Origin of the sequence: Sphingomonas sp. 35-24ZXX, assembly GCF_000786215.1 — a bacterium.
In the GTDB taxonomy this organism is placed as follows: Bacteria; Pseudomonadota; Alphaproteobacteria; order Sphingomonadales; family Sphingomonadaceae; genus Blastomonas.
The window spans coordinates 117,231-139,309 of sequence record NZ_JROG01000009.1; the positions used below are offsets into that span (position 1 = coordinate 117,231).

Here is a 22,079-nt window from a genome sequence, read left to right on the forward strand (position 1 = left end):
GCGTGGGCGCGGGTCCTCCGACTGCGCGAGTTGAAGCCCGCGGCTCAGAGCCTGCCCTGACCTCGTTTCAGGGATGAGCGGCGGTGGTTAGGGATGCCGATCTGCCGCTTGCCTGCGAAGACAGGCATCCATCTTCTGCCTATGCACCTCAAACGGCAGCAAGAAGATGGGCCCCCTGCCTGTGCAGGGGGCCAACTGAGGTGGCTGGGGAGTGGAGGCGTTGCGGCAAACATCTTCGCGGGCTTCGCGTGAACCGAATTTTTTTCACGTGAAGACGCGAAGGCGCAAAGGGATGTGGCAGGGGATCGCGGCCCTTCATGACCAGGGGTGACTTGGCTAGCCGAAAGGGCAGCGCGTACGTCCCTCGACTTCGCTCGGGACAAACGGATGGGGTGCGGTGCGCCTCAACCTCTCCGCGTTCTCGAGCGAAGTCGAGGGACGTACGCGCCCAGCTATCCGGGTGGTCGGGATTAGTGGAAGCCGGACGCCCCAATTGCTAGCGGGCAACGAACGGGCGGGACATCCGGCTTCCAGAGCAGGGTTAACCCACGCTTCACCGATTCGCTGTGACGCAGTTCACACCTGATTCAGCTTCAGGCGCATAGCCCAGCCGTGCTTTTTTGTCGACGAACCGTGAAGGACCCGACTCGCATGGCCAAGGAACGCAGCCCCGGCTTCAAGCTGGGCATGACCGTGCTGATCGGCGCCTTGCTCGCGATCCCCCTGTTCATGGTCTACGCGCTGGTCTGGGACCGGCAGAGCCAGTCGGAAACCGCGCGCGCCAGCGTCGCCGAGGGCTGGGGCGGGCCGCAGATGCTGGCGGGACCGGTGATGGTCATCCCATATCGCCAGCAGTCGGTCGAGACGGTGACCGAAAACGGCAAGGCCAGCACGCGCGCCGTGACCGTGGAGCGAGAGCTGTTCCTGGCGCCGGTTACCAACACCGCCAGGGTCGAGGTCGAGCCCGAGCGGCGGACCAAGTCGATCTACGAGACCGTGGTCTATGAGGCGCGGGTCAAGGGCAGTGCGCGCTTTGCGCTCCCCGCCGACCTCGCCCGCTTCGGGGTGAAGCCCGAGGAGCTGCTGCTCGACCGCGCCGAAATCCGCGTTGGTATCTCCGATGCGCGCGGGCTGCTTGCCGACAATGGCATCAGCGTTGGCGGCCAGCCGCTGCCGCTGCGTCCCGGCAAGGGGCTGGGCGCGACCAACGGGTCGGGCTTCTTCGCCTTTGCCGACTGGTCCGCTGGCGGCGGCGCGCCGCTCGATGTTGCCTATCGCTTCGGTGTGCGCGGCAATGGTCAGCTCACCCTGATTCCGGATGCCGAATCGACCGACTGGACGGTGAGCTCGCACTGGCCGCACCCCAGCTTTGCCGGGCAGTTCCTGCCCAACAGCCGATCGGTGACCGACAAGGGCTTCACCGCGCGCTACAAGATCAGCAACCTCGCATTGGGCCGCGCGATCGTGCAGTTGCCGCAGCCCGGCGAGCAAATCGGCCAGGGTGCGCAAAGCGCACAGATCGATCTGATCGAACCGGTCAACCTCTACAGCCAGGTCGACCGCGCGGTGAAATATGGCTTCCTGTTCATCGGCTTCACCTTCCTCGCGTTCCTGATGTTCGACATCATCGCAGGCGCGCGGGTCGCGGCGGCGGAATATCTGCTGACCGGCGCAGGGCTGATCCTGTTCTTCGTGCTGCTGCTCGCCTTTGCCGAGATCATCGGCTTTACGCTCGCCTATCTGCTGGCGTCGGCGGCGATCATCGGGCTGATCAGCACCTATAGCGCCGCCGTGCTGGGCAGTGCGAAGCGCGCAGGCTTCATCGCCGGGCTGCTGCTGGGTCTGTATGCGCTGCTGTACGTGCTGCTCAACCTCGAGGCCTATTCGCTGATCATCGGATCGGTGCTGCTGTTCGTGGCGCTGGCGGCGGTGATGTATGTGACGCGGCGGGTCGACTGGTCGGGCCTTGGCAAGCGCGAGGAGGCTGCCGGGGCCGCTTAACGCTTGCCGGGCGCGTAAAGCTGTCCATACTGCATCCCAACGATAAGATGAGGATGCCGTCATGGATTTCACGCTGCCGGCGGAGCTGACCGCCTATCTGGCCGAGCTCGATGCGTTCATCGAACGCGAGATCAAGCCGCTCGAGCAGGCGGACGACAACATCCGCTTTTTCGACCATCGCCGCGAATGGGCGCGGACCGATTTCGACAACGGCGGGCTTCCGCGGCACGATTGGGAAGAGCTTCTGCGCGAGGCGCAGCGCCGTGCCGATGCCGCCGGCCACTGGCGGTTCTCTGCGCCAAAGAAGTACGGCGGCAAGGATGGCTCCAACCTTTGGATGGCGGTGATCCGCGAGCATTTCGCCGCCAAGGGCCTGGGGCTGCACAATGACCTGCAGAACGAGCATTCGATCGTCGGCAATTTCCCGTTCGTCGCGATGTTCGAGGAGTTCGGCACCGAGGAGCAGAAGCAGGAGTTCATCCTGGGCGGCTTCGATCGCAAGCGCATCACCGCCTTTGGCCTCACCGAACCCGATCACGGATCGGACGCGACGCATATGGAAACCCGCGCGGTTCGCGAGACGCGCGATGGGGTGCCCGGCTGGCGGATCGATGGCGAGAAGATGTGGATCACTGGCATGCATGTCGCGACGCACTGCGCCTTGTTCGTGCGCACCGGCGGCGCGGATGGCGATGCCAAGGGCATCACCTGCCTGCTGGTGCCCACCGATACGCCGGGCCTGAAGATCGAGGAGTACATGTGGACCTTCAACATGCCCACCGATCACCCGCGGCTGTCGTTCACCAACGTCTGGGTGCCAGAAAGCGCGATGCTGGGCGAGGAAGGGCGCGGCCTCGCGCTGGCGCAGAGCTTTGTCCACCAGAACCGCATCCGCCAGGCGGCATCGTCACTTGGAGCAGCGGTGTTCTGCATCGAGGAAAGCGTGAAATACGCCAGGCAGCGCAAGCCTTTCGGCAGGCCGCTCGCTGAGAACCAGGGCATCCAGTTCCCGCTGGTGGAGTTGGCGACGCAGGCCGAGATGCTGCGCTGGATGATCTACAAGACCGCCTGGGACATGGATCGCCTGCCGCACAAGGCGATCGAGCGCGAGATCTCGGACAAGGTCAGCATGTGCAATTACTGGGCGAACCGGCTGTGCTGCGAGGCGGCCGATCGCGCGATGCAGGTGCACGGCGGCATCGGCTATTCGCGCCACACCCCGTTCGAACACATCTATCGCCACCACCGTCGCTACCGCATCACCGAAGGATCCGAAGAGATCCAGATGCGCAAGGTCGGGGCGTATCTCTTCGGCTATCTGGGGCCGCGGCGGGGGAGTTTCGATTGAAGGTTTGAAATCCTCCCCGAGGCAAGCTCGGGGAGGATTTGGCCAGACTGTCAACTTTTCCTGACACCCCCGCTTGTCGCGGCGGTTCAATCTGTTAGACCTATCGCCATGCCTTTTCCCTTTTCTGCCATCGTCGGCCAGGACGAAATGAAGCGTGCCTTGCTGATCAGCGCGGTCGATCCGCGGATTGGCGGGGTGATGGTGTTCGGCGATCGCGGCACCGGCAAGTCCACCGCTGCACGCGCGCTCTCTGCACTGCTGCCGCCGATGCAGGCGATTGCGGGATGCCGGTACAATTGCGCGCCGGAAGAGGCGCATCGCTGCCCTGACAAGTGCGCCGAGACCAAGGGGGCCAAGACCGCCAAGGTGCCGGTGCCCTTTGTCGATCTGCCCCTGGGGGCGACCGAGGATCGGGTGCTGGGCGCGCTCGATCTCGAACGCGCATTGGGGCGCGGTGAAAAGGCCTTCGAGCCCGGGCTGCTCGCCAAGGCGCATCGCGGCTACCTGTATATCGACGAGATCAACCTGCTCGAGGATCATCTCGTCGACCTGCTGCTCGATGTTGCGGCGTCGGGCGAGAATCTGGTCGAGCGCGAAGGGCTGTCGGTGCGCCATCCCGCGCGTTTCGTGCTGATCGGCAGCGGCAATCCCGAGGAGGGCGAACTGCGCCCGCAATTGCTAGATCGGTTCGGCCTTTCGGTCGAGGTGAAGACGCCGCAGGATATCGAACAGCGGATCGAGATCATGCGCCGCTGCGATGCGCTCGAGCGCAATGGCGCAGCCTTTGCGGCCGACTGGGCCGATGCGGATGCCAAGATCGTCAAGCGGCTGGCCAAGGGCAAGAAGGCGCTGCCGAATGTCGCGATGCCCGAATCGACGCTGACCGATGCGGCCACGTTGTGCATGGCGGTGGGCGCGGATGGCCTTCGCGGAGAACTCACGCTGATGCGCGCGGCGCGCGCCTATGCGGCGCTGGAAGGCGCCAAGTCGGCCGAACGCAAGCATCTGCGCGCTGTCGCGCCGATGGCGCTGCGCCATCGGTTGCGCCGCGACGTGCTCGACGAGACCGGATCGACCGTGCGGATCGACCGCGCACTGACCGAGCTGTTCGGATGAGCGATGCGCTGCTGGCGGCCGAAATGCTCGCCGCTGCGCCGGCCCGGCTGGGCGGCCTCTGGTTGCGTGGTCCCTCGGCAGAGCGAGATGCGGTGCTGGCGTTTCTGACAGAAGAATTCGCAGGCCTGCCGGTACGCCGCCTGCCGGTCCATATCGACGAGGAACGGCTGTGCGGCGGCATCGATGTCGCCTCCAGCCTGTCCGCCGGACGTCGCATCGAACAGGCCGGGCTGCTGCAGGAGGTCGAAGGCGGGTTACTGGTGGTGCCGATGGCCGAACGGCTGAGCGGCATGGTCGCCGGGCGCATTGCGCAGGCGATGGATGCGGGCGCGGGCTTTGCGCTGGTGCTGATCGATGATGGCGGCGAGGAGGAGGTGCCGCCTGTTTCGCTGACCGAGCGGGTGGCGTTCTGGTGCGATTTTTCGGTGGCGGCATCCTCGGGCCCTGAAACCGCCCTTCCCCGCATTCCCGAGCGAAGTCGAGGGACGCGCGCGCTACCGGTAGTGAAAGGTCCCTCGACTTCGCTCGGGAACACGGGAGGGGGGGTAGAGATCGCGCAATCTGACCGCCAGACCCTCGCGAACATCACCCTCGCGCTGGGCATCGATTCTGCGCGCGCCATGCTTTTCGCGCAGGCCGCGCTGTCGCTGTCCGCGCACATCGACGAGCGCGATACCATCACCGATGACGACATCCAGTTCGTCGCCCGCACTGTGCTCGGTCCGCGCGCCACGCGCATTCCGCAGCAGGCCGAGGAGCCGCCGCCACCTCCGCCGCCCGAAGGTGAGGATGAACCGCCCCCGGGTGACAGCGAATCCGATCAGGAGCAGCACGATCCCGATCAGCTCGACGATCTGATCCTGGCCGCCGTGCTCGCCTCGATCCCCAAGGATGTGCTTGCCCGCATTGGCGAGGGGCGCAGCGCGCGGCGCGCGACCGGCGCGGGCGGGGCGGGGCGCAAGCGCGCCTCGCAGATGCGCGGACGGCCGCTGGGCGCACGCCCCGGCCTGCCGCGCGGCGGCGCACGGCTGGCGCTGATCGATACGCTGCGCACCGCCGTGCCCTGGCAGGAAATTCGCCGCCAGCAGGAGGGCATGGACGCGCCCAAGCGGCTGCGCATCCGCAAGGGCGACTTGCGCATCCGCAGGTTCGAGGAGCGCGCCGAGGCGCTGACGATCTTTGCGGTCGATGCATCGGGCTCGTCGGCGCTGGCGCGGCTGGCCGAGGCCAAGGGTGCGGTCGAGCTGATGCTGGCGCAAAGCTATGTCAAACGCGCACAGGTGGCGCTGATCGCGTTTCGCGGCACCCGCGCCGATCTGCTGTTGCCCCCCACGCGCTCGCTGACTCGCGCCAAGAAGGTGCTGGGCGAGCTGCCCGGCGGTGGCGGCACGCCGCTTGCCCTGGGGCTTTCGGCAGCCGCCGAGCTGGCCGAAACCCAGGCCGCGCGTGGGCGCACGCCGTTCGTTGCCGTGCTCACCGATGGCAAGGGCAATATCGACAAGCATGGCCAGCCGGGCCGGGCCCAGGCGGGCGAGGACGCGCTGGCCGCCGCGCGCCGGTTTGCCCAATCGGGAACGCAGGGCGTGGTCATCGACATATCGGCGCGGCCGCAGCCGGAAGCAGCAGCGATTGCCGCGGCGATGCGGGCGCGCTATCTGGCGCTGCCCCGTGCCGATGCGCGCGGGGTGGAGCGCGCGGTATCGGCGCTGCAATTCGGGAAAAGCGCATGAGTTCAGTACGCTGGGAGGTCGAAGGCCAGGATTGGCCCAATCGCGAGCACAGCCGCTTTGTGCGCACCGCAATGCTCGACTGGCACGTCCAGGTGGCCGGGCCCGAGAACGCTGATGCGCCGGTGCTGCTGCTGGTGCACGGAACCGGGGCTGCCACCCACAGCTGGCGCGATCTGCTGCCACTGCTCGCCCGGCATTATACGGTGATCGCCCCGGACATGCCTGGGCACGGCTTTACACGGGGCCGGATTGCCGGTGGCCAGAGCCTGCCCGGCATGGCGAAGGCGCTGGCCGAATTGCTGGGCAAGCTGGGCTATGCCGCACCCCAGGTGATCGTTGGCCATTCCGCCGGGGCCGCCATCGGTATGCGGATGGTGATGGACACCGGGCTGGACACGATGATGGTCGGCCTCACGCCCGCGCTGATGCCGTTTCCGGGCCTTGCTGCTCGGCTATTCCCGGCGATGGCGCGCGCGCTGTTCGTCAATCCGTTCGCGGCGATGCTCTTTGCCCAGCTGGCCAGCAGCGAGGGCGAAGTGGCGCGGTTCATGAAGAAATCGACGGGATCGCGGATCGATGCGCGGGGCATTGCGCTGTATCACAAGCTGTTTCGCACCTCGGACCATTGCGCCGGTGCGATCGGCATGATGGCGAACTGGGATCTGGAAACATTCGCCGCGGATCTCCCCAGTTTCGCAGGGCCCGCGCTGCTGGTGCATGGCGGCCGCGACAGCATGATCCCGCGCGAGTCGGTTGACCGCGCTGCCGCACTGATCTCTGGCGCGACGCTGACCGAACTGCCCGATCTGGGGCATCTGGCCCATGAGGAATCGCCTGAACTGCTCGCCGCGATGATCCTCGAGTTCGCCATGCAAACGCGCGCAGTGGCGGCCTGAGCCCCATGGCAGGGTTCAAGCAGCGCTGGGTGGGCTGGCGCAACCGGATGATTGGCAGCCCGGCTTTCCAGTCCTGGGCCTCGCGCTCGCTGCTGACGCGCGCGGTCTCGCGGGTGCGCGCCCGGCGGCTGTTCGATATCATCGCCGGGTTCACCTATTCGCAGACGCTGTTCGCCTGTGTCGAAAGCGGCATCGTCGCCCGGCTCGAACAGGGCGCTGCGACATCGGCGGAGCTCGGCGCGCTGGCGCGGCTGGGCGACGATGCGACCTACCGGTTGCTGCGCGCGGCGGCGGCCTTGGGCGTGATCGAAAGCGTGGGCGATGACCTGTGGATGCTGGGCGACCAGGGCGTTGCGCTGACCGGCAATCCCGGCGCGGTCGCCATGATCCGCCACCACCATCTGCTCTATTCCGATCTCGCCGACCCGCTGTCGCTGCTGCGCGGCGAGCGCACCGAGCCGGGGGCACTGGCGGGATACTGGCCTTATGCCTTGGGCGATGGCAGCGAGGGCGAGGACCAGGCAGCGGTCTCCCCCTATTCGCAGCTGATGGCGGCATCGCAGCCGATGGTTGCCGATCAGGTGGTGCACGCCTGGCGCTTCGACCGGCACCGGCGGATGCTCGACGTCGGCGGCGGCGCGGGTGCGTTCATCGCGGCGGTGGCCAAGGTTGCACCTGCGCTGGAGTTCGGGCTGTTCGATCTGCCTGCGGTGACCGCGATCGGCGCGCGCCAGCTGGGCGCACAGGGCATCAGGGTTAACCCGCACCCCGGCGATTTTCGCAACGACGCGATTCCGCCAGGCTTCGACCTGATCACGCTGATCCGCATCCTGCACGATCATGACGACGATCTGGCGCAGGCTCTGCTGATCAAGGTCCGCGCGGCGCTGCGCCCCGGCGACACGCTGCTGATTGCCGAACCGATGGCCGGAACCAGCGGCGCGGAAGCCATGGCGGATGCCTATTTCGGCTTCTATCTGCTCGCCATGGGCTCCGGCCGGGCGCGCACCGCGCAGGAAATCGGCGCCATGCTGACCCGGGCGGGCTTTGCCAGCTGGCGCGAGCGACCCACCGGGCTGCCGATCGTCACGCGCGTGATTGCCGCTACGGCCTGAACCGGGCCCGACCGTTCTGTCTCCCAGCGATGTGTCCAAGTGTCCAAAAACAAATGCACCTGCATGTGTAAACCTACATTGACACTATGGGGAGTTAAGTTAAGATGACACCTTGTTCAGGGGTCTCTTAGGCGACTCCTCAAGGCTCAAAACGAGGGGAGCGCAATATGCAGGCCATGGCCGTCATTTTCGAAGCGCCGCACCGCCTCGCGCTCCGCTCCCTCGAGCTGAATGCCCCCGAATCGGGCGACGTCGTCGTCGAGATCATGTGGAGCGGAATCAGCACCGGGACCGAAAAGCTGCTGTTCACCGGCAAGATGCCGAACTTCCCCGGACTGGGTTATCCGCTGGTACCCGGGTACGAATCGGTCGGCCGGATCGTCGATTCGGGCGCCGAATGCCAAGGCCGGATCGGCGAATGGGTGTTCGTGCCCGGCGCCAACTGCTTTGCCGATGCGCGCGGCCTGTTCGGCGGTTCTGCGCGGCGACTCGTGGTGCCCTCGGCCCGGGCTCTCCCGATCGACGAGGCCTGGGGATCGGACGGCGTGCTGTTCGCTCTGGCCGCCACGGCGCTGCATGCGATGGCCGGCGGCGAAGCGCCCGACCTGATCATCGGCCACGGCATTCTGGGACGTCTGCTTGCGCGGCTGACCATCGCCAGCGGCGCGCCCGCACCCACCGTGTGGGAGATCGATGCAACGCGCAGCGCCGGTGATCATGCCTATGCGATCATCCATCCCGACAGTGATCAGCGCCGTGACTATCGCAGTATCTGCGACGTCAGCGGCGACAGCGCGCTGCTCGACACGCTGATCGGCCGCCTCGCCAAGGGTGGTGAAATCACGCTCGCGGGCTTCTACCAGCAGCCGCTCAGCTTTGCCTTTCCCCCGGCCTTCATGCGCGAGGCGCGGATCCGCGTCGCCGCCGAATGGGGTCCGGACGATCTGGTCGCCATCCGCGCGATGGTGTCCAGCGGTGCTCTCAGCCTGGAGGGCCTGGTCAGCCATGTCCAGCCGGTGGCCGACGCGCCGCAGGCCTATCCCACCGCCTTTACTGACCCCGCCTGTCTCAAGATGATACTCGATTGGAGCGCTTGCGCATGACGATGTTGGAACATTCCGGCCCTGATACGGCCACCCTTCGCGACGAGGCGTCGCACGAGCCCGATCCGGTGCACACCGGCCCGGTGACGAAGGAAACGCAGGTCATCGCGATCTACGGCAAGGGTGGATCGGGCAAGAGCTTTGCGCTGTCCAACCTCAGCTACATGATGGCGCAGCAGGGCAAGCGCGTGCTGCTGATCGGGTGCGATCCCAAGTCCGATACCACCAGCCTGCTGTTCGGCGGCAAGGCCTGCCCGACGATCATCGAAACCAGCAGCGCCAAGAAGCTTGCCGGTGAAGAGGTCAGAATCGAGGATGTCTGCTTCCAGCGCGACGGTGTGTTCGCGATGGAACTGGGCGGTCCCGAAGTCGGACGCGGCTGCGGCGGACGCGGCATCATCCACGGTTTCGAACTGCTCGAGAAGCTGGGCTTCCACGACTGGGGCTTCGATTTCGTGCTGCTCGATTTCCTTGGCGACGTGGTGTGCGGCGGCTTCGGCCTGCCGATCGCCCGCGACATGTGCCAGAAGGTCATCGTCGTCGCCTCGAACGACCTGCAGTCGCTCTATGTCGCCAACAATGTCTGCAAGGCGGTCGATTATTTCGGCAAGATGGGCGGCAATGTCGGCGTGGCGGGCATACTGATCAACAAGGATGACGGCACCGGCGAGGCGCAGGCGTTCGCGGCCGAAGTCGGCATCCCGATCCTCGCCTCGATCCCGGCGAATGAGGACATCCGCCGCAAGTCGGCCAATTACCAGATCATCGGGCGGCCCGACACCGAATGGGCGTCGCTGTTCGAGGAGCTGGCGACCAACGTTGCCGAAGCGCAGCCCGCATCGCCGCGTCCGCTGACGCAGGACGGCCTGCTCGGCCTGTTCAAGCCCGAGGACACCGGCGGCAATGTCGAGCTGGTTCCCGCGACCCAGGCCGACATGCGCGGCGGCACCTACGAACAGAAGCCTTCGCTCGAAGTGGTTTACGACAGCGTATGACCGATCAGCCCGCCTCTTCAGCCTCGCGCACGCCTGACCGGATCGACCTTGCGGCCGCTCCCGTCGAAGGGGGGTGCTCGTCAAAGGACACCATGCGCGCGGCGGCCGAGGAGGCCGGCAAGGGCGAGATTCTGGCGCGCTATGCGGCAGATTATCCCAAGGGCCCGCACGATCAGCCGCAGAGCATGTGCCCCGCGTTCGGATCGCTCCGGGTGGGCCTGCGCATGCGTCGCACCGCGACGATCCTGTCGGGATCGGCCTGCTGCGTCTATGGCCTGACCTTCACCTCGCATTTCTACGGCGCGCGCCGGTCTGTCGGCTATGTGCCGTTCAGCTCGGAAACGCTGGTCACCGGCAAGCTGTACGAAGACATTCGCGATGCGGTGCATCTGATGGCCGATCCGGCTTTGTACGACACCATCGTCGTCACCAACCTGTGCGTACCCACCGCATCGGGCGTGCCGATCCAGAATCTGCCCAAGCAGATCAACGGCGTGCGGATCATCGGCATCGATGTCCCCGGTTTCGGCATTCCGACCCACGCCGAAGCCAAGGACGTGCTCGCAGGCGCGATGCTGGCCTATGCCCGCAAGGAAGCCACGCAAGGGCCGGTTGCGGCCCCCAGCCAGCGCCCCGATCGTCCCACGGTGACCCTGCTGGGTGAAATGTTCCCCGCCGATCCGGTCGGCATCGGGCAATTGCTCGAGCCTCTGGGCCTGGCCGCTGGCCCGGTCGTCCCCACCCGCGAATGGCGCGAACTCTACAGCGCGCTCGATTGCGCCGTGGTCGCCGCGATCCATCCGTTCTACACCGCCAGCGTGCGCGAGTTCGAGGCGGCTGGACGGCCCGTCGTCGGCTCTGCGCCCGTCGGTGTCGACGGCACGGCTGCCTGGCTCGATGCGATCGGTGCTGCGTGCGGCATCGGGCAATCTCTGGTCGATGCCGCCAAGAACCGGTTCCTGCCCGCCATCCGCGCGGCGCTCGATGCCAACCCGATCAAGGGCCGCATCACCGTGTCGGGCTATGAAGGCTCCGAACTGCTGGTCGCGCGGCTGCTGATCGAAAGCGGCGCGGATGTGCCCTATGTCGGCACCGCCTGCCCCAAGACCCGCTGGTCCGAACCCGATCGTGCCTGGCTGGAAGAACGCGGCGTGCGGATCCAGTACCGCGCCAGTCTGGAACAGGACATCGCGGCGGTGGAGGAATACCGCCCCAATCTGGCCATCGGAACCACCCCGGTCGTGCAGCATGCCAAGAGCGAAGCCATTCCCGCGCTGTATTTCACCAACCTCATCTCGGCACGTCCGCTGATGGGCCCGGCAGGCGCAGGTTCGCTGGCGCTGGTGATCAACGCGGCGCTCGCCAACCAGGACCGGTTCGACCGGATGCAGAGCTTCTTCGACGGCGTCGGTGCCGACGCGAATGCCGGCATCTGGCGCGACACGCCGGTCGACCGGCCCGAATTCAAGAAGAAGTACGCCGCCCGCATGGTCGGCCTCAACAAGTCCGAAGAGGCGGTGGGCACATGACGCTCATTATCGATCACGATCGGGCCGGGGGCTATTGGGGCGCAGTCTATGCGTTCACCGCGATCAAGGGCCTGCAGGTCATCATCGATGGCCCGGTGGGTTGCGAGAATCTGCCGGTCACCTCGGTGCTGCACTATACCGATGCGCTGCCCCCGCACGAACTGCCCATTGTCGTTACCGGCCTGGGCGAGGAGGAGCTGGGCAAGACCGGTACCGAAGGCGCGATGCGCCGCGCCTGGCAGACGCTCGATCCTGACCTTCCCGCCGTGGTGGTCACCGGTTCGATCGCCGAGATGATCGGCGGCGGCGTCACGCCCAACGGTACCAACATCCGCCGGTTCCTGCCGCGGACCATCGACGAGGACCAGTGGCAGGCGGCCGATCGCGCGCTGACCTGGCTGTGGACCGAATTCGGTCCCAAGAAGGTCAAGCCGCTTGCCCCCCGCAAGGAAGGGGTGAAGCCCAAGGTCAACATCCTGGGTCCGATCTACGGCACGTTCAACATGCCGAGCGACCTGGCCGAAATCCAGCGGCTGGTCGAAGGCATCGGCTGCGAATTGAACATGGTCTTCCCGCTGGGCAGCCATCTGGCCGATGTGAAGAAGCTGGCGGACGCAGAGGTCAACATCTGCATGTACCGCGAGTTCGGCCGCAACCTGTGCGAAACGCTCGAACGGCCGTATCTGCAGGCGCCAATCGGCCTTGAATCGACGACGCTGTTCCTGCGCAAGCTGGGCGAGCTGACCGGGCTGAACCCCGAACCGTTCATCGACCGCGAGAAGCACACGACGATCAAGCCGCTCTGGGATCTGTGGCGCTCGGTTACGCAGGATTTCTTCGGCACGGCAAGCTTCGGCATCCATGCCAACGAAACCTATGCGCGCGGCATCCGCAATTTCCTCGAGCACGACATGGGGCTGCCGTGCAACTTTGCGTTCAGCCGCACTGCGGGGGTGAAGCCCGACAACGAGGCGGTGCGCGAGGCGATCCGCACCAATCCGCCGCTGGTGATGTTCGGCAGCTATAACGAGCGGATGTACATGGCCGAATGCGGCGCGCGCGGCATGTACATTCCGGCCAGCTTCCCCGGCGCGGTCATCCGCCGCCACACGGGAACGCCGGTGATGGGCTATTCGGGGGCGACCTGGCTGGTGCAGGAGGTGTGCAACGCGCTGTTCGATGCGCTGTTCCACATCCTGCCCCTGTCGACCCAGATGGATGCGGTGGCAGCGACGCCGGCCAGAATCGAGCGGGAACTCGACTGGACGCCGGAGGCCAAGGCGCGGCTCGACCAGCTGGTCGATGCGCAACCGGTCCTGGTGCGGATCTCCGCGGCCAAGAACCTGCGCGATGCGGCCGAAAGGGCCGCGCGGCGCGCGAACGAGAATTCAGTAACCGAGGTGCGGCTGGTGGAGGAAGCCGTCGCACAGAATATGGGTCAGCCCGCATGAGCGGCTGGCCCAGTCATCGGCCTTGGGACGGGGCCTCCACGATCCGCACGGGACTTTCCCGAACGGATAATCGCCTGGAAGGCGCTCATTTGGCGTTCTTCCAAATCTGGAAGCTAAGGAGAATATCTCATGGCAGATGAAGGGATGGGTCCTGCGACCTACCTGACGGAAAGCGAAGCAAAGGAGTTTCACAAGCTCTTTGTTGCAAGCTTTGCCTTCTTTACGATCATCGCGATCATCGCACACGTTCTGGTCTGGCAGTGGCGCCCGTGGTTCCCGGGCACGCCCGGCTACGAAGCGACTTCGAGTCTCGACCCCGTGACCGACGTGCAGCTCAGCTAAAAAAGGAAACTTATCATGCATAGAATGTGGCAAACATTCGATGGCAACAAGATCCTGACTGCCCTGGCGGTCTTCCTGTTCGTCCTCGCACTTCTCATCCACTTCATCCTGTTGAGCACCAACCGCTACAACTGGCTGGAGGCTCCCAACCCGACCGCTGCACCTGCTGCAGTGGCTGCGGCATCGGCGATCACACCCTGACGCCGGGGTAAAGCCAGTGTGTCGCCTGACCAGGCGATGAGGGCGGATCGGCGTGACTGGTTCTTACCGGTCCGCCCCTTTCACTGGGCTTTTGAGACAAACGAGACCCCGCATATCCGGGGATAGCTATCAGGCTCGTCGCGCGCGTGCGCGGCGGCTAACGAAGGAGTCTGGCAATGGCGCTCTTGAGCTTCGAGAGAAAATATCGCGTCAGAGGCGGAACATTGGTCGGCGGGGATCTGTTCGATTTCTGGGTCGGGCCTTTTTATGTCGGCTTCTTCGGGATCACGACGTTGTTCTTTGCCTCACTTGGCACCGCGCTGATCTTTTACGGCGCATCGCAAGGGGGGACGTGGAACCCCTGGCTCATTTCCATCGCACCGCCTGACCTGAAATACGGTCTGGGCCTGGCGCCGATGAAGGAGGGCGGTTTGTGGCAGATCATCACGGTCTGCGCGATCGGCGCCTTTGTCAGCTGGGCGCTGCGCGAGGTGGAAATCTGCCGCAAGCTGGGCATGGGCTATCATGTGCCGTTCGCCTTCGGCGTGGCCATCTTCGCCTATGTGACTCTGGTGGTGTTCCGCCCGATGCTGCTGGGCGCCTGGGGACACGGTTTCCCTTATGGCATCTTCAGCCATCTCGATTGGGTGTCGAACGTCGGCTACCAGTATCTCCATTTCCACTACAACCCGGCGCACATGCTCGCCGTGTCGTTCTTCTTCACCACGACCCTGGCCCTGTCGATGCACGGCGCCCTGGTCCTTTCGGCCACCAACCCGGCCAAGGGCGAAGAAGTGAAATCGCCCGAATATGAAGACACCTTCTTCCGCGACCTGATCGGCTATTCGGTCGGCACGCTCGGTATCCACCGCGTGGGCCTGCTGCTGGCGCTGAACGCCGGGTTCTGGAGCGCAGTGTGCATCATCATATCCGGCCCGTTCTGGACCCGCGGCTGGCCGGAATGGTGGAGCTGGTGGCTCAACCTGCCGATCTGGATGTGAGAGGGATAATTCACCATGGCAAGTTACCAAAACATCTTCACCCAGGTCCAGTTGCGCGGGCATCCCGAAATGGGGATGCCGCACAAGGACGGCAGTGATCCCCGCATCCCGGTTACCGCCTACAGCTACTGGATGGGCAAGCTCGGCCAGGCCCAGCTCGGCCCGCTCTACCTCGGCAAGCTCGGTCTCGCATCGCTGCTGATGGGCTCGCTGGCCTTCGCGATCATCGGTCTCAACATGCTGGCGTCGGTCAACTGGAACCCCAATGTGTTCCTGAAAGAGCTGTTCTGGCTCGCGCTCGAACCGCCCGGGCCCGAATGGGGCTTCTCGCCGATGGTGCCGCTGGCCGAAGGCGGCTGGTGGATCATCACCGGCTTCCTGCTGACGGCATCGATCTTGCTGTGGTGGCTGCGCACCTACCGCCGCGCCAAGGCGCTGGGCATGGGAACGCACATCGCATGGGCCTTTGCCAGTGCCATCTGGCTGTACCTCGTGCTCGGCTTCATCCGCCCCGCATTGCTGGGCAGCTGGTCGGAAGCCGTGCCCTTCGGCATCTTCCCGCACCTCGACTGGACCGCTGCTTTCTCGATCCGCTACGGCAACCTGTTCTACAACCCGTTCCATGCGCTTTCGATTGCATTCCTGTACGGCTCGACCTTGCTTTTTGCGATGCACGGCGCCACAATTCTGGCCGTGGGTCGTTATGGTGGCGAGCGTGAGATCGAACAGATCTACGATCGCGGCACAGCCAGCGAACGCGCCGGCCTGTTCTGGCGCTGGACGATGGGCTTCAATGCTACCATGGAATCGATCCATCGTTGGGCCTGGTGGTTTGCCGTGCTGACCACACTTACCGGCGGTATCGGCATCCTGCTGACCGGCACGGTTGTCGATAACTGGTATCTGTGGGCTCAGGAGCACAATTTCGCTCCGGCCTATCCCGATACCGGTGTTGTTGATCCGAGCACGAGCTTCGTCGCACCGGCTGCGGTGCCGGCGGAGCCGAGCCAGATGGTTGTGGATCCGGCCGCTGTGCCTGCGACCCCCAGCCAGACGCAAGGGAGCTGACAGCCATGCTTAGCCTTTCGAAACTCACCGTCGTGGGCGCGCTTGCCATCGCAAGCCTGTCTCTGGGTGGCTGCGACTTCGGACCCAAAAAGTCCGAACAGGGCGGCTTCCGCGGAACCAGCGTCGCCCAGATCACCGATCCGGACAATTATGTTGATCCCGGAAAGGCGCCTCCGCCGCCGTATGAGCTGCCTCCGCCCAGCGGACCCAAGGCCAGCGAAGTGTATCAGAACGTCAAGGTCCTCGGCCATGTCAGCCAGGAAGAGTTCGACTACACCATGGCGGCGATCACCCAGTGGATCGTGCCGGCCGACGCGCCTGCCGAGGAAGCCGGGTGCAACTACTGCCACAATGCCGAAAATCTGGCCGACGACAGCAAATATACCAAGGTTGTCGCGCGCCGGATGATCCAGATGACGCAGAACATCAACCAGAACTACTCCAGTCACGTGAAGCAGACCGGTGTGACCTGTTATACCTGCCACCGTGGGGCTGCGGTTCCGAAATATGTCTGGACCGATCCCAAGCCGTCCGACGGGCGTCTGATGGGCAACAAGCGCGGCCAGAACACGCCGTCTTCCGCCACCGCCTATGCATCGCTGCCGCTCAGCACGTTCGGCATGTATCTCGGCAATGGTGCCAAGGCAGCGCGGGTGCAGTCGGAAACGATCCACCCGACCACGGCCAACCTCAAGGGCACCAAGGCGGCAGAAGCCAACTATGCCATCATGATGCACCTGTCGCAGTCGCTGAACGTCAACTGCACCTATTGCCACAACAGCCGTGCGTTCGCGCAATGGGGTCAGTCCAGCCCCAAGCGTGCGCTCGCCTGGTATGGTCTGCAGATGGTCAAGAACACCAACCAGGAATATATCCATCCCCTGGCCAGCGTGTTCCCGGCCAATCGGCTTGGTCCGCAGGGTGATCCGTACAAGACCAATTGCGCCACCTGCCACCAGATGCAGCGCAAGCCTTTGGGCGGTGCCCAGATGGCCAAGGACTATCCGGCTCTCCGCACTGTCGGGCCGGCGATTGTCCCTGCGGTTCCGGGAGCAGCGCCTGCAACCGGACCGGCAGCCGCCGCAGCAGCGCCTGCTGCAGCGGCAGCCGCTGGGAACTAACGAATGAAATCCTCCCCGAGCTAGTTTCGGGGAGGGGGACCATCCGCAGGATGGTGGAGGGGATGCGAGATGGCACGATCCAGCCGCTATCCCTCCACCCCGGCGCTTCGCGTCGCGGTCCCCCTCCCCCAGCAAGTTGGGGGAGGATTTTTTTGGATTGGCCCTACCCATGCACCTGTTTGAAGCCCTGGTTGTTCTCCACGTCATCGCCGGAGCAACCGGGCTGATCGCGTTCTGGGTGCCGATCGCCGCGCGCAAGGGTGGCCCTGCACATCGCAAATGGGGGCGGATCGGCACTTACGCCTTTATCGTCGCGGGTACGCTGGCGGTTCTGATGGCGCTGCTGTCGCTCTACGGCCCGGAAAAGCGCCTGCCGATGATCACCGACCGGGTTCTGTTTGCCGGGCTGTTCGGCTGGATGATGCTGTATCTGGGCACGCTGACCATCGGCTTTGCGGTCTATGGCCTGGCCGTGGTCCGCCACCGCGCCAACCGCGCAGCGCTTCGCGGGCCGCTCTATCAGGCCATGTTCGCGGCGGTGATCGCGTCAGCCGCGTGGTGTGGGTATTTCGGCCTCAGCATCGGGCAGCCTTTGATGGCGGCGCTGGCCGTGGTCGGGCTGACCGCAGTCGCCACCCAGCAATATTATGTCTGGCGGCCCACCGCCCCGCCGCGCGCGCATGTGCCCGAACATTTCCGCGCGCTGCTCGGCATGGGCATTTCGGCCTATACCGCGTTCCTGTCTGTCGGGCTGATCCGGCTGGTGCCTGACCATGTCTTCAACCCCTTGATCTGGGCGATCCCCAGCGTCATCGGCGTCAGCCTGATCATCCGCTATACGCTTGCCAACCGCCCGCAGAAACGAGGTGCAGGTGGAGCGACAGCGCGGCGGGAGGCGTGAATGAAGGACTGGCGTGAATGAAGGACTGGATCATCAACAACCTGGGCATCATCGAGATGCTGATGTCGGGCGTGGTCGTGCTGGGTTTCTGCGCCTGGCAATACTGGAGCGTGAGCAGGCCCAGCGACGGCGAGTGATCACCCTGCCGACACGGTCAGGGGGCCATGGTCAGCGGCGCAGGGCTGCCATCGCGATCCCTGCGGACATCACCGCACCGCCGCCTGCCCGCTGCGACCATTTGCGCACCGCCGGACGGCGGATCAGGCCCGACGCCCGCGAGGCGGTCAGCGCATATAGCGTGTCGGTGGCGGCTGCCACCAGCGTGAAGGTCGCCACCAGAACCGCCGCCTGCAGCAGATACGGCGCGTCTGCGCGGATGAACTGCGAGGCAAAGGCCATGAAGAACAGGATGGTCTTGGGGTGCAGGGTGCCCACCGCCACGTTGGTGAGAAAGGCGGCCCTGGCGCTGATCGCCTTGGCGGCCGCGCCGTCACCGCTGCGATCGGTGCTGCGGATGATCGCCATCAGGCCGATGGTGATCAGATAGAGCGCGCCTGCCCATTTGAGGATGGTGAATGCGATCGCCGAGGTGGCGAGCACCGCTCCGGCCCCGGCCAGCGACAGGGTGATGGCCAGCGCATTGCCGACGGCCATGCCCGCGACCGATGCGAGCGCGGTGCGCCTGCCGGAGCTGAACGCAAAGCCGATGATGCTCGCGACGCCCGGTCCCGGGATGATCGCCATCACCAGCGAGGCGGCAACGAACATCAGCCACAGGTTCAGTTCCATGCCCGTCCTCCTGAAGGCTGGCTTGTCATCACCGCTCCTTCTTCTTCGTCGGGGCGTTGAAATCCGCAGGCTTGCCCGCAATCCAGGTCAGGAACTTGGCGATCTCCGGATGCTCGCGCAGTATCTCGACGTTCTCGCCTATCCGGCCGAGCTCGGCATTGGTGAAATGCGCGTGAATGGTGCGGTGGCAGATCGGGTGGACGGCGACGCGCGCCTTGCCGCCCTTGGCCTTGGGCACCGGATGATGCCATTCGATCAGCTCGCCCAGATCGCGCCCGCACAGCCAGCATGGCTCGGGTGGCGGAGCGGCGGCTTCGTCGTCCTCATCGTCTTCCCAGGCGCGGCGCTTTGCCATCAGCGGGCGATCAATCTGCTGTCGGGCCGTTGCCGGGCCCCATCAGATCGAGCACGGCCGCCACCATCGCCTCGGTCGCCAGCGTGATGGTCTCGCGCGGGGCGACCTTGAAGAAGGGCGAATGGTGCGCGGAGACCGGACCCTTGCCCGCCCTGGCGGCATCGATATCCGCCTGCGGGGTACCGCCGACGTTGAAATACAGGCCCGGCACATCTGTGTTGGGCGCAACGAAATAGGCGAAGTCCTCTGCGCCCATGCCGGTCTGCGGCTCATTGGTGAGCAGTGCGTCCGCGCCGAAGCGCCTGGCGAAGGTCTTGGTGATCCGTTCGGTCAGCGGCTTGTCGTTGACCGTCACCGGGGTGGATTCGAAGCCGACCTTGACCTGCGGCAGCTTGTCTTCGGGCAGGCCGTTCATCCGCCCGACATTCTCGGCGATCCGCTTGATCCCGTCGAGCAGTGTCTTGCGCACCGCATTGTCGTTCGACCGCACGGTGATCTGCAGCTCGGCCTTGTCCGAGATGATGTTGTGCTTGAAGCCCGAATGGAACGAGCCGACGGTGACCACGCCGGCTTCCAGCGGCGAGATTTCGCGCGAGATCAGGGTCTGCAGCGCGACGACGATCTCCGCGCCGATCAGGATCGGGTCCTTGCCCATGTGCGGATACGCCCCGTGGGTGCCGACGCCGAACACGGTGATGTCGACCGAATCCGACGACGAAGCGGTCAGCCCCGGCTGGATCTCGATCTTGCCGGTGGGCGTGCCGGCCGAAACGTGGAAGGCGAGCGCGTAATCGGGCTTGGGGAAGCGGGTATAGAGACCATCCTCCATCATCTTGGCCGCGCCGCCGATGCGCTCTTCGGCCGGTTGCACGACGAACACGATCGTGCCCTTCCACTGGTCCTTCATCGCTGCCAGCCGCCGCGCGGTGCCGACCATCGAGGTGATATGGGTGTCGTGCCCGCAGGCGTGCATCACCGGCTTTTCGGTGCCGTCGATATCGACCTGGCGCGCCTTGGAGGCATAAGCCAGACCACTGTCCTCGGCGAGCGGCAGGCCATCCATGTCGGCGCGCACCATGATCACCGGGCCATCGCCGTTCTTCATGATGCCGACGACGCCGGTCACCCCGACGCCTTCGGTCACCACAGCCCCTGCCGCGCGCAATTCGGCCGCCATGATCTTTGCGGTGCGCGTTTCCTTGAACGACAGTTCGGGATTGGCGTGGAAATCGAGGAACAGCTTTTCCAGCTTGGCGTCGTAATCGCTGGCCACCGCCTTGCCGAGCGCATCCTGCGCCTGCGCAGGCGCGCCCAGCGCGAGTGCCATGGCACTGCCGATCAAGCCCCAAGCCGTTGCCCTGTTCATCGATTTCCCCTTTGCGCCGCGCGGCTGCGGTATCAGTCCGCCGGTCCTACCTTGAACGCGCAAAGCTTGTTGCCGTCAAGGTCGCGGAAATAGGCACCGTAAAATGCCTGGTCGCCTTCGGGGCCGCGCAGGCCCGGTTCGCCTTCGCAGGTGCCGCCCAGTTCCAGCGCCTTGGCATGCAGCATGTCGACCTTGGACCGCGTATCCATGGCCAGCGCGATCATCATGCCGTTGCCGGCGGTCGCCGCTTCACCATTATAGGGCCGGGTCACCGCAATGCCGGGGACGCCCCATTGCGTTCCGAACAGGGTGAAGCCGTTTTCTTCCATCCGCATCAGTTCGCTGCCGCCCAGCGCGCCGACCAGCGCGGCATAAAAGGCGCGCGCCTTGTCCAGATGGTTGGTGCCTACCGTCACATAGCCGATCATGTCGTTTCTCCTGTCCGCTCGCCCGCTGATTCGGGTTGCTGAATGCAACCTATCAAGGACATGCGTCAAGACAATGACCTATGGGGTCATCTTCGGCATGTCCGGTGCTGATCCGCACCACGCCTTCGCCGCTCGCGCGGTTGACCCACAGCCCGGCGCGCAGGCCATAGGCCTCGCCGGGATGGCCGATCCATACCTGGCCATCGGGTTTTTCGATGCGCTGGACGCCCAGGCCAAAGGCGGTGAAATAGCCGTGATCGTCATCGCCATTGCTGCCATCGAACCGCCATTGCGCGCGGATCAGTTCGGCAAAGGATTCTGGCGTCAGCAGCCCGTCGCCGCCGCTCAGCAGCATCTGTCCCAGCCGCGCGAGGCCGCCTGCCGAGATGCGCAAGCCGCCCTGCGGCGAGAAGGCCGAACCGTTCTGGCCGGGCAGATAGGCTTCCAGGTCGCACGCCCCGTTGCTGGCGGCGACATAGGCGCACTGGTCGGGCATGCCGATCCAGTCGTCGCGCGCGACGCTGCCATCGGGATTGTAGAGCGTGATTGCGTCTTTTGCCGCGCCCGTCCTGCAGCCCGACCAGTTGTAGCACGCGGGGATATCGAGAGGCTCGAACAACTCTTCGGTCATGATCCGGTCGAAACGGCGTCCGGTCGCCGCCTCCATCACCGCGGCAATCACCGGGTAATTGACATTGGCATAGCGAAAATAGGCGCCGGGGGCGTGGCCGGCGTCCCAGGCTTCGGGCTTGGCCAGCAGATCGGCGAGTTTCGCATCGAGCGGGATGAAATAGCCCGCATCATCCTTCAGCCCCGACTGGTGCGACAGCAACAGCCGCAATGTGATCTTCTGCGCCGGAAACTGGGGGTGCACCAGCCGCCAGCCAAGGTAGAGGGACACATCGCGGTCGAGATCGAGCGCCTGCTTGTCGACCAGCCGCATGACAGCAACGCCGACCGCAAGCTTGGAGATCGAGGCGATCCGCACCGGATCGTCGAGCGTCGCCTCGCGCATCGATGGGCGGTGCGCGAGACCCGAGACCTTGGCCCGGCCCAGCTGATCGGCGGCGAACTTGAGCTCGATCGCGACATTGTCATCGGCTTGCGCGTGGACAGGGGTGACGAATGCCGCCATCGCCAAAGCCACCTGCATCGTCATTCCCGCGAAGGCGGGAAGCCCGCGCTTGCGCCAGAGCTGCTCCAAGAACCGGGGCCCCCGCGTG

21 protein-coding genes are annotated in these 22,079 nt (G+C 65.2%); 16 read left to right on the forward strand and 5 right to left on the reverse strand.

Translation table 11 applies throughout. The annotated features are described in order from the left end of the window. The first annotated feature begins 651 nt into the window (after positions 1-651). The 16 genes from creD (at position 652) to LI72_RS16725 (ending at position 17,918) form a co-directional block, all read left to right on the forward strand. On the forward strand, positions 652-2,001 hold the full coding sequence (gene creD, locus LI72_RS16650) for a cell envelope integrity protein CreD (protein ID WP_033927073.1): 1,350 nt from the start codon (positions 652-654) through the stop codon (positions 1,999-2,001). A gap of 61 nt (positions 2,002-2,062) precedes the next feature. Continuing rightward, the gene (locus LI72_RS16655; RefSeq protein ID WP_033927074.1) at positions 2,063-3,349 is read left to right on the forward strand and encodes an acyl-CoA dehydrogenase family protein; all 1,287 of its coding nucleotides are present in this window, start codon (positions 2,063-2,065) and stop codon (positions 3,347-3,349) included. A gap of 108 nt (positions 3,350-3,457) precedes the next feature. Further along, positions 3,458-4,465, forward strand: coding sequence for a magnesium chelatase ATPase subunit I (gene bchI / locus LI72_RS16660; RefSeq protein ID WP_081985160.1), 1,008 nt, complete (start codon positions 3,458-3,460; stop codon positions 4,463-4,465). Next, positions 4,462-6,195 (forward strand): magnesium chelatase subunit D, encoded by a 1,734-nt coding sequence (locus LI72_RS16665; protein WP_033927076.1) that lies wholly within the window; start codon positions 4,462-4,464, stop codon positions 6,193-6,195. Before bchI ends, LI72_RS16665 begins: the two co-directional genes overlap by 4 nt. Further along, positions 6,192-7,091 (forward strand): alpha/beta fold hydrolase BchO, encoded by a 900-nt coding sequence (gene bchO / locus LI72_RS16670; protein WP_033927077.1) that lies wholly within the window; start codon positions 6,192-6,194, stop codon positions 7,089-7,091. Before LI72_RS16665 ends, bchO begins: the two co-directional genes overlap by 4 nt. 5 nt (positions 7,092-7,096) lie before the next feature. After that, entirely contained in the window at positions 7,097-8,206 is a 1,110-nt protein-coding gene (locus LI72_RS16675; protein ID WP_033927078.1) for a methyltransferase, read from the forward strand. Positions 8,207-8,373: 167 nt separating this feature from the next. Continuing rightward, positions 8,374-9,309: a chlorophyll synthesis pathway protein BchC gene (gene bchC / locus LI72_RS16680; protein ID WP_033927079.1), complete on the forward strand. Its 936-nt coding sequence runs from the start codon at positions 8,374-8,376 to the stop codon at positions 9,307-9,309. Next, positions 9,306-10,304, forward strand: coding sequence for a chlorophyllide a reductase iron protein subunit X (locus LI72_RS16685; RefSeq protein ID WP_033927080.1), 999 nt, complete (start codon positions 9,306-9,308; stop codon positions 10,302-10,304). The genes bchC and LI72_RS16685 overlap by 4 nt, the downstream gene beginning before the upstream one ends. Beyond that, positions 10,301-11,833 (forward strand): chlorophyllide a reductase subunit Y, encoded by a 1,533-nt coding sequence (bchY, locus tag LI72_RS16690; RefSeq protein WP_033927081.1) that lies wholly within the window; start codon positions 10,301-10,303, stop codon positions 11,831-11,833. Before LI72_RS16685 ends, bchY begins: the two co-directional genes overlap by 4 nt. Next, positions 11,830-13,284 carry a chlorophyllide a reductase subunit Z gene (bchZ, locus tag LI72_RS16695; protein WP_033927082.1) on the forward strand — a complete coding sequence of 485 codons (1,455 nt, stop codon included), beginning with the start codon at positions 11,830-11,832 and terminating at the stop codon, positions 13,282-13,284. Before bchY ends, bchZ begins: the two co-directional genes overlap by 4 nt. 129 nt (positions 13,285-13,413) lie before the next feature. Continuing rightward, positions 13,414-13,626: a light-harvesting antenna LH1, beta subunit gene (gene pufB, locus LI72_RS16700; RefSeq protein ID WP_017669604.1), complete on the forward strand. Its 213-nt coding sequence runs from the start codon at positions 13,414-13,416 to the stop codon at positions 13,624-13,626. Between the two features lie 15 nt (positions 13,627-13,641). Beyond that, positions 13,642-13,827 carry a light-harvesting antenna LH1, alpha subunit gene (gene pufA, locus LI72_RS16705; protein ID WP_026091137.1) on the forward strand — a complete coding sequence of 62 codons (186 nt, stop codon included), beginning with the start codon at positions 13,642-13,644 and terminating at the stop codon, positions 13,825-13,827. Positions 13,828-14,003: 176 nt separating this feature from the next. Continuing rightward, a complete protein-coding gene (gene pufL / locus LI72_RS16710; RefSeq protein ID WP_033927083.1) occupies positions 14,004-14,828 on the forward strand; it encodes a photosynthetic reaction center subunit L in 825 nt (274 codons plus the stop codon). A 15-nt stretch (positions 14,829-14,843) separates the two neighbouring features. Next, positions 14,844-15,896: a photosynthetic reaction center subunit M gene (gene pufM / locus LI72_RS16715; RefSeq protein WP_033927084.1), complete on the forward strand. Its 1,053-nt coding sequence runs from the start codon at positions 14,844-14,846 to the stop codon at positions 15,894-15,896. Positions 15,897-15,901: 5 nt separating this feature from the next. Next, on the forward strand, positions 15,902-17,017 hold the full coding sequence (gene pufC, locus LI72_RS16720) for a photosynthetic reaction center cytochrome PufC (RefSeq protein ID WP_033927085.1): 1,116 nt from the start codon (positions 15,902-15,904) through the stop codon (positions 17,015-17,017). 169 nt (positions 17,018-17,186) lie between these two features. Continuing rightward, positions 17,187-17,918, forward strand: a complete 732-nt coding sequence (locus tag LI72_RS16725) for a hypothetical protein (RefSeq protein WP_033927086.1) — start codon at positions 17,187-17,189, stop codon at positions 17,916-17,918. Between the two features lie 168 nt (positions 17,919-18,086). On the opposite strand, the gene LI72_RS16730 is transcribed toward LI72_RS16725, so the two are convergent. The 5 genes from LI72_RS16730 to LI72_RS16750 are packed head-to-tail and all read right to left on the reverse strand — an operon-like array spanning position 18,087 to position 22,060. Further along, entirely contained in the window at positions 18,087-18,707 is a 621-nt protein-coding gene (locus tag LI72_RS16730) for a LysE family translocator (RefSeq protein ID WP_033927087.1), read from the reverse strand. Positions 18,708-18,735: 28 nt separating this feature from the next. Next, positions 18,736-19,062, reverse strand: a complete 327-nt coding sequence (locus LI72_RS16735; protein ID WP_033927088.1) for a hypothetical protein — start codon at positions 19,060-19,062, stop codon at positions 18,736-18,738. 10 nt (positions 19,063-19,072) lie between these two features. Beyond that, positions 19,073-20,428, reverse strand: a complete 1,356-nt coding sequence (locus LI72_RS16740; RefSeq protein WP_033927089.1) for an amidohydrolase — start codon at positions 20,426-20,428, stop codon at positions 19,073-19,075. Between the two features lie 32 nt (positions 20,429-20,460). Beyond that, positions 20,461-20,856: a VOC family protein gene (locus tag LI72_RS16745; protein ID WP_033927090.1), complete on the reverse strand. Its 396-nt coding sequence runs from the start codon at positions 20,854-20,856 to the stop codon at positions 20,461-20,463. 52 nt (positions 20,857-20,908) lie between these two features. Further along, a complete protein-coding gene (locus LI72_RS16750; protein ID WP_052130102.1) occupies positions 20,909-22,060 on the reverse strand; it encodes a serine hydrolase domain-containing protein in 1,152 nt (383 codons plus the stop codon). Between the last annotated feature and the right edge of the window lie 19 nt (positions 22,061-22,079).